The sequence below is a fragment of the Halomonas sp. genome (assembly GCF_031581305.1).
Taxonomy (GTDB): Bacteria; Pseudomonadota; Gammaproteobacteria; order Pseudomonadales; family Halomonadaceae; genus Halomonas.
This window is the reverse complement of sequence record NZ_JAVLBC010000223.1, coordinates 1-4,726: the sequence shown is the minus strand read 5'-3', so window position 1 is coordinate 4,726 and position 4,726 is coordinate 1. Positions and strand designations below refer to the sequence as shown.

At 68.4% G+C, this 4,726-nt stretch carries 6 protein-coding genes and 1 pseudogene; 1 reads left to right on the top strand and 6 read right to left on the bottom strand.

The features are described 5' to 3' along the window. The 4 genes and pseudogenes from RI841_RS14505 to RI841_RS14490 all read right to left on the bottom strand — a co-directional run. Positions 1 to 194 (bottom strand): annotated as a pseudogene (locus tag RI841_RS14505) (sulfate adenylyltransferase small subunit); the annotation flags it as partial. Between the two features lie 122 nt (positions 195 to 316). After that, positions 317 to 1,114 carry a phosphodiesterase gene (locus RI841_RS14500; RefSeq protein WP_310706343.1) on the bottom strand — a complete coding sequence of 266 codons (798 nt, stop codon included), beginning with the start codon at positions 1,112 to 1,114 and terminating at the stop codon, positions 317 to 319. Next, positions 1,068 to 1,514, bottom strand: a complete 447-nt coding sequence (locus RI841_RS14495) for a DUF1249 domain-containing protein (RefSeq protein ID WP_310706342.1) — start codon at positions 1,512 to 1,514, stop codon at positions 1,068 to 1,070. Before RI841_RS14495 ends, RI841_RS14500 begins: the two co-directional genes overlap by 47 nt. 1 nt (position 1,515) lies before the next feature. Then, entirely contained in the window at positions 1,516 to 2,166 is a 651-nt protein-coding gene (locus RI841_RS14490) for an NUDIX domain-containing protein (protein WP_310706341.1), read from the bottom strand. Between the two features lie 158 nt (positions 2,167 to 2,324). Here RI841_RS14490 and greB point away from each other — a divergent pair, with 158 nt between their 5' ends. Further along, positions 2,325 to 2,864: a transcription elongation factor GreB gene (gene greB / locus RI841_RS14485; RefSeq protein WP_310706340.1), complete on the top strand. Its 540-nt coding sequence runs from the start codon at positions 2,325 to 2,327 to the stop codon at positions 2,862 to 2,864. On the opposite strand, the gene RI841_RS14480 is transcribed toward greB, so the two are convergent. Next, the gene (locus tag RI841_RS14480; RefSeq protein ID WP_310706339.1) at positions 2,865 to 3,854 is read right to left on the bottom strand and encodes a class I SAM-dependent methyltransferase; all 990 of its coding nucleotides are present in this window, start codon (positions 3,852 to 3,854) and stop codon (positions 2,865 to 2,867) included. Further along, a complete protein-coding gene (locus tag RI841_RS14475) occupies positions 3,851 to 4,660 on the bottom strand; it encodes a methyltransferase domain-containing protein (RefSeq protein ID WP_310706338.1) in 810 nt (269 codons plus the stop codon). Before RI841_RS14475 ends, RI841_RS14480 begins: the two co-directional genes overlap by 4 nt. Positions 4,661 to 4,726: the final 66 nt, after the last annotated feature.

The following is a 4,726-nucleotide window of genomic DNA, read 5'->3' as shown; positions in this document are numbered from 1 at the left end:
GCCAGGTGCAGCATCACCGCGGAGTCCTTCCCGATGGAGTAGAGCATCACCGGGTTGGCGAACTCCGCCACCACCTCACGGATGATATGGATCGACTCGGCCTCGAGCTGTTGCAGATGGGTCTGACGCTGGGGCGACGGCGCCAGCGCGGCCTCGACGGCGCTGTCGCGGGACGGTGCGTGAAGACTGCTCATGGCCCGGCTACCTCGCATGACGTTGGGCGGGAGAGATCATGCGAGTCAGGGTAACGCCGGGCTGATAATAACCCAAAAGAATTAATTTCTATTTTTTTATAGCTATTTTGGCTATTTGCGCATCAGAGGTCGACGCGTTCCACCCAGGTCTCCAGCTCGCCGTCTCCAAGTTCGATGATGCGATAACCGGGACGGGAGGCCTCGTCGAGGGCAAAGGTCGAGGAGCCGGGCAGGAACTGATCGATGGTGGCGGGGCAGCCATAGGCCAGTACCTCGCCATCACCCAGGACATGGGCGCCGTCGAAGGCCTGGTGGACATGGCCGAAGAACACCGCGCGGACCTGGGGATGGGGAGCCACGACCCGCCAGAAGGCCTCGCCGTCGGCGAGGCCGATCTCGTCAAGCCAGGCCGAGCCGACGGGCAGCGGCGGATGATGCATCACCAGCAGCGTCGGCCGGTCGTCGGCCGCGAGACGCTCGTCCAGGGTGGCCAGGGCTGCCTCGCCCAGCTCGCCGCCGGGCCGGCCGCTGACGTGGGTATCCAGCAGCAGCGCCCGCCAGTTACCCAGGTCCAGCTCGTCGTGCAACTCGCGACGCTCGGCCATCAGTGCCGGCTGGTCATGGTTGCCGGGGAGCCAGAACCAGGGCGCATCGAGCCGTGACAGCGCCTGCTCCGCCAGCCGGTAGGAGGCCGCCGTCTCGTCCTCGCTGACATCGCCGGTGACCAGCACCCGTTCAGGCCCCTCACGGTTCACCGCCTCGACCACGGCCTCCAGCTGGCGCAGCGGGAAGCCAGCCCGGGCGCGGGCCGCGGGGTCGGCATGCAGGTGGCAGTCGGTGAGCTGGACCAGTCGCATCAGTACCGCATCCTCTTCAGGGCAGTTGAGGCAGGTCGAGGGAATGGCCATGGGCCAGGCCATGCTCCAGCCACTCGCCGAGGAAGCGGTTGAGCTGCAGCTTCTCGTCGGGCTGGTGCATGCGCGAGTTGGGGTAGCGGTAGCGGCCGTCGAAGTGACGCTGACGCTGGAAGTCGGTGACCTCGGCCATGCGCACGTCGTGGTAGAGGTGAACGCGCATGCGCGGGGTGTCGATCATCGTGTCGAGCATTCCGCGCTGGGAGACGCGCACGATGCTGGTATAGGGCGCGCGCTCCTGGAGCTTTAGACACAGGGCCCCCAGCCGACGCCCCTGGTTGACCAGCTCGACCTCGCGGGTCTCGCCGACTTCCAGGTCGCCCAGCAGCCGGGTCAGCCGGATGAAGTTGGCGGTGCACTCCCCCTGCAGGGTCTTCAGGTCGGTGACATAGGCGTTTCTCGGCACGCTACCTCCTTGCTCGCAACGATGCGCGTTCACCGGCCAGCCAATGGAAGGCGATCAGGCACATCGCATTGTCGAGTCGTCCGGCCTGCAGGAGTTCCCAGGCCCGGGTAAACGGCAGCGCATGCACGCGGATGTCCTCGTGTTCCTCATCGAGGCCGTGCACCCCGCCGAGGCCACGGCTGTCGACCAGGCCGCAGAACAGCGTGACCCGCTCGTCGCAGGCCCCGGGGCTCGGGTAGTAGGTGTGCAGCTCGATCAGCTCGCCCACCTCGCAGCCCGCCTCCTCCATGGCCTCGCGGCGTGCCACCTCGGCGACACTCTCGCCGCGCTCGACGAGCCCCGCCACCACCTCCACCTTCCAGGGGGAGTCGGGGTCGTCGAGGGCGCCGGCACGGAACTGCTCGATCAGGACCACGGTGTCACGTTCCACGTCGTAGAGCAGCACCCCCACGGCATCGTGACGATGGTGCACCTCGCGCACCATCCTGCCGCTCCAGCCACCCTCGAAGAGACGATGGCGCAGGTGGAGTTCCTCCAGCCGAAAGAAGCCCTGATGCAGACAGCGACGCTCGGCCAGATCCACGTCGGCAGCCGTGAAGGGCGCCGCGAGGATCAATTCCTGCTCGTCTGCGGGCGGGCGGTTTTCGCTCATGCGGTCTCCGGGTCACACAAAGAGGTCATTATCGTGGCCCGGCCGGCGAATGCCAACCGCGGGCAAGCTTACGCCGGCTTGCCCAACCGCGAACCGGCTTGGCCACGCCGCTCGCTTGGCGTATGTTCGCGACCAGACTCAAGACATCGAGGCACCTCATGAAAGGTCGCAACATGACGCGCTGGCGGGACCCCGCCAAGGATCCGCGCCAGGAACCCAAGAGCAACCTGATCACCGTCGAAGGGGCAGAGCGGCTGCGCAGCATTCTCGACCACCTCTCGCGTGTCAAGCGCCCTGCCCTCTCGTCCAAGGTGGGCGAGGCGGCCGCGCTGGGCGATCGCAGCGAGAATGCCGACTACACCTACAACAAGAAGGAGCTCAACCGGGTCATCGCCCGCATCCGCTACCTGACCAAGCGCCTCGACGAACTCACGGTCGTGGACCGTCTGCCGGCGGACACCGGCAAGGTCTTCTTCGGTGCCTTCGTCACCCTGGAAGACGAGGAAGGCGAGGAGATGCACATCCGCCTGGTCGGCCACGACGAGACCGACACCACGAAGCGCTGGATCAGCGTCGACGCGCCGCTGGCAAAGGCCCTGCTCGGCCGGGCGCTGGATGACGAGGTGACGGTGGCCGCCCCGGGCGGCGAGACCACCTACGTGATCACCGAGATCGCCTATCGCGACCCGCGGGCCTGATCAGCCCTTCACGGCCCGATAGACCCGGAAGCGCCGGTCGTCGGCCAGCACCTCGAAACCACCGAAGGCGCGCTCCAGCAGATCCGGATAGGGCAGGAAGGCGTTGGCCACCAGGATCAGCTGGCCCCCGGGGTGCAGGTGGTCGGGCGCCTCGAGGATCAGTCGCCCCGCCGGGCCATAGTCGATCACCCGCTCCTGGTGGAAGGGCGGATTACTGACGATGGCATCGAAACGACGTCCCCCCAGCGCCGAATAGACGTCGCTCGCCAGGGCCTCGCCGTCGAGGCCGTTGGCCACCAGGGTGCGCCGGGTCGCCTCGATCGCGAAATGACTCACATCCACCGCCGCAACCCGCGCCCCGCGTCGAGCCATCCAGGCCGCCAGGATGCCGTCACCGCAGCCGACATCGAGCACCTCGCCCCCCTGCGCCAGGCATGCCAGCAACTGTTCCAGCAGCAACCGGGTACCCTCATCCAGCTTGCCGTGACAGAACACGCCCGGATGGCTGACCAGCCGAATGCCCTCCGCCTCGAAGCAGGTCCAGGCCTCATCGGGGTCGATGCCGACCCGGTCCAGACAGGTCGCATAGAGGCCGCAGCGTCGGGCGCTGTCCAGCTTGCGACAGCCCAGTCCCAGAGCCGCCAGCGCCTTGAGGACCCGCTTGATACCGCCCTGGTTCTCGCCCACCAGCTGCAGCGGCGTCCCCGGCGGCAGGTGGGCACAGAGCCATAGCAGCCACCACTCCCCCAGGGCATGGCTCTTGGGCCAGAACAGCACCGCCCCCGGCGGGGCCGGATCGACGCCCTCGAAGGGCGAGTGCGCCGCCCTCCCCCGAGCCCGCCAGGCCGCGAGCACGGCCTGGTCCGCGGAGAGCAGGCTCCCTTCCCCGGCCTCCAGCCAGGCGTCCCGGGGCGGCGCCACCCAGAGCCAGCCGCGGTAGTCGGCACCCTGACGCTCCAGCAGTTGGCAGACGGGGGTTTCGGCACTCATGCGGTGACCTCCTCGGCGGATCGTGTCGGGCGTTCCAGGGTATAGAGCAGGTAGCGGCCCAGCCGCCAGTGGGGATCGACGCGGCAATAGCGCTGTTCCAGCGCTAGCAGGCGCTCCCGATCGGCCTCGCTCTCCGGCGCTTGGCGCAGGTAGTCGGCAAAGACCCGGATGCCCACCACCTCGCGGATCGCGAGGCCGTTTTCGGCGCTCCAGGCCTCGACCTGGCCATGGGTCAGCGGCGAGATCGGCGTCAACCGCTTACCCAGCCCCTTCCCTTCGAGCCGGTCGGCCAGGGCCTTCTCCAGGTTGCCCTTGACCACATTGGAGAGCCTGAGGGCGTCGCGGTTGAACACCATCAGCGAGAGCTGCCCGCCCGGCGCCAGCAGGCCGGCCAGGGTGGCCAGGGCCCCGCGCGGGTCCGCCAGCCACTCCAGCACGGCATGACAGGCGATCAGCGGCCAGGGACCGGGCGCCAGCTCGGGCAGCGTCTGGAGCGGCGCCTGCAGCAGGCTCACCTCATGCCCCGCCAGAGACTCCCTCGCCCGCGCCAGCATCTCCCCGGAGGGCTCGGCCAGGATCACGGCGTGGCCGCGTGCGGCAAACCAGCCGGCCAGCTGGCCCAGGCCGCCCCCCACGTCGAGCAATGGCTGGCCGTGCAGGTCGAGCATCTCGGGCAGCAGGCGGTCGAGCAGTGCCAGGCGCAGCTCGCCGCGGGCCCCGCCGTAGAGGCTCGCGGCAAACTTGTCGGCCAGGCCGTCGAAGTGACGATCGCCAGCAGGCGAGAGAGGAGAGACGGGTTCGGTCATGCCGGCCACCGGAAGCGAAGATGGGAGGCATTCTACCCGGGAATCGCAGCGGACTCATGGCCCGCG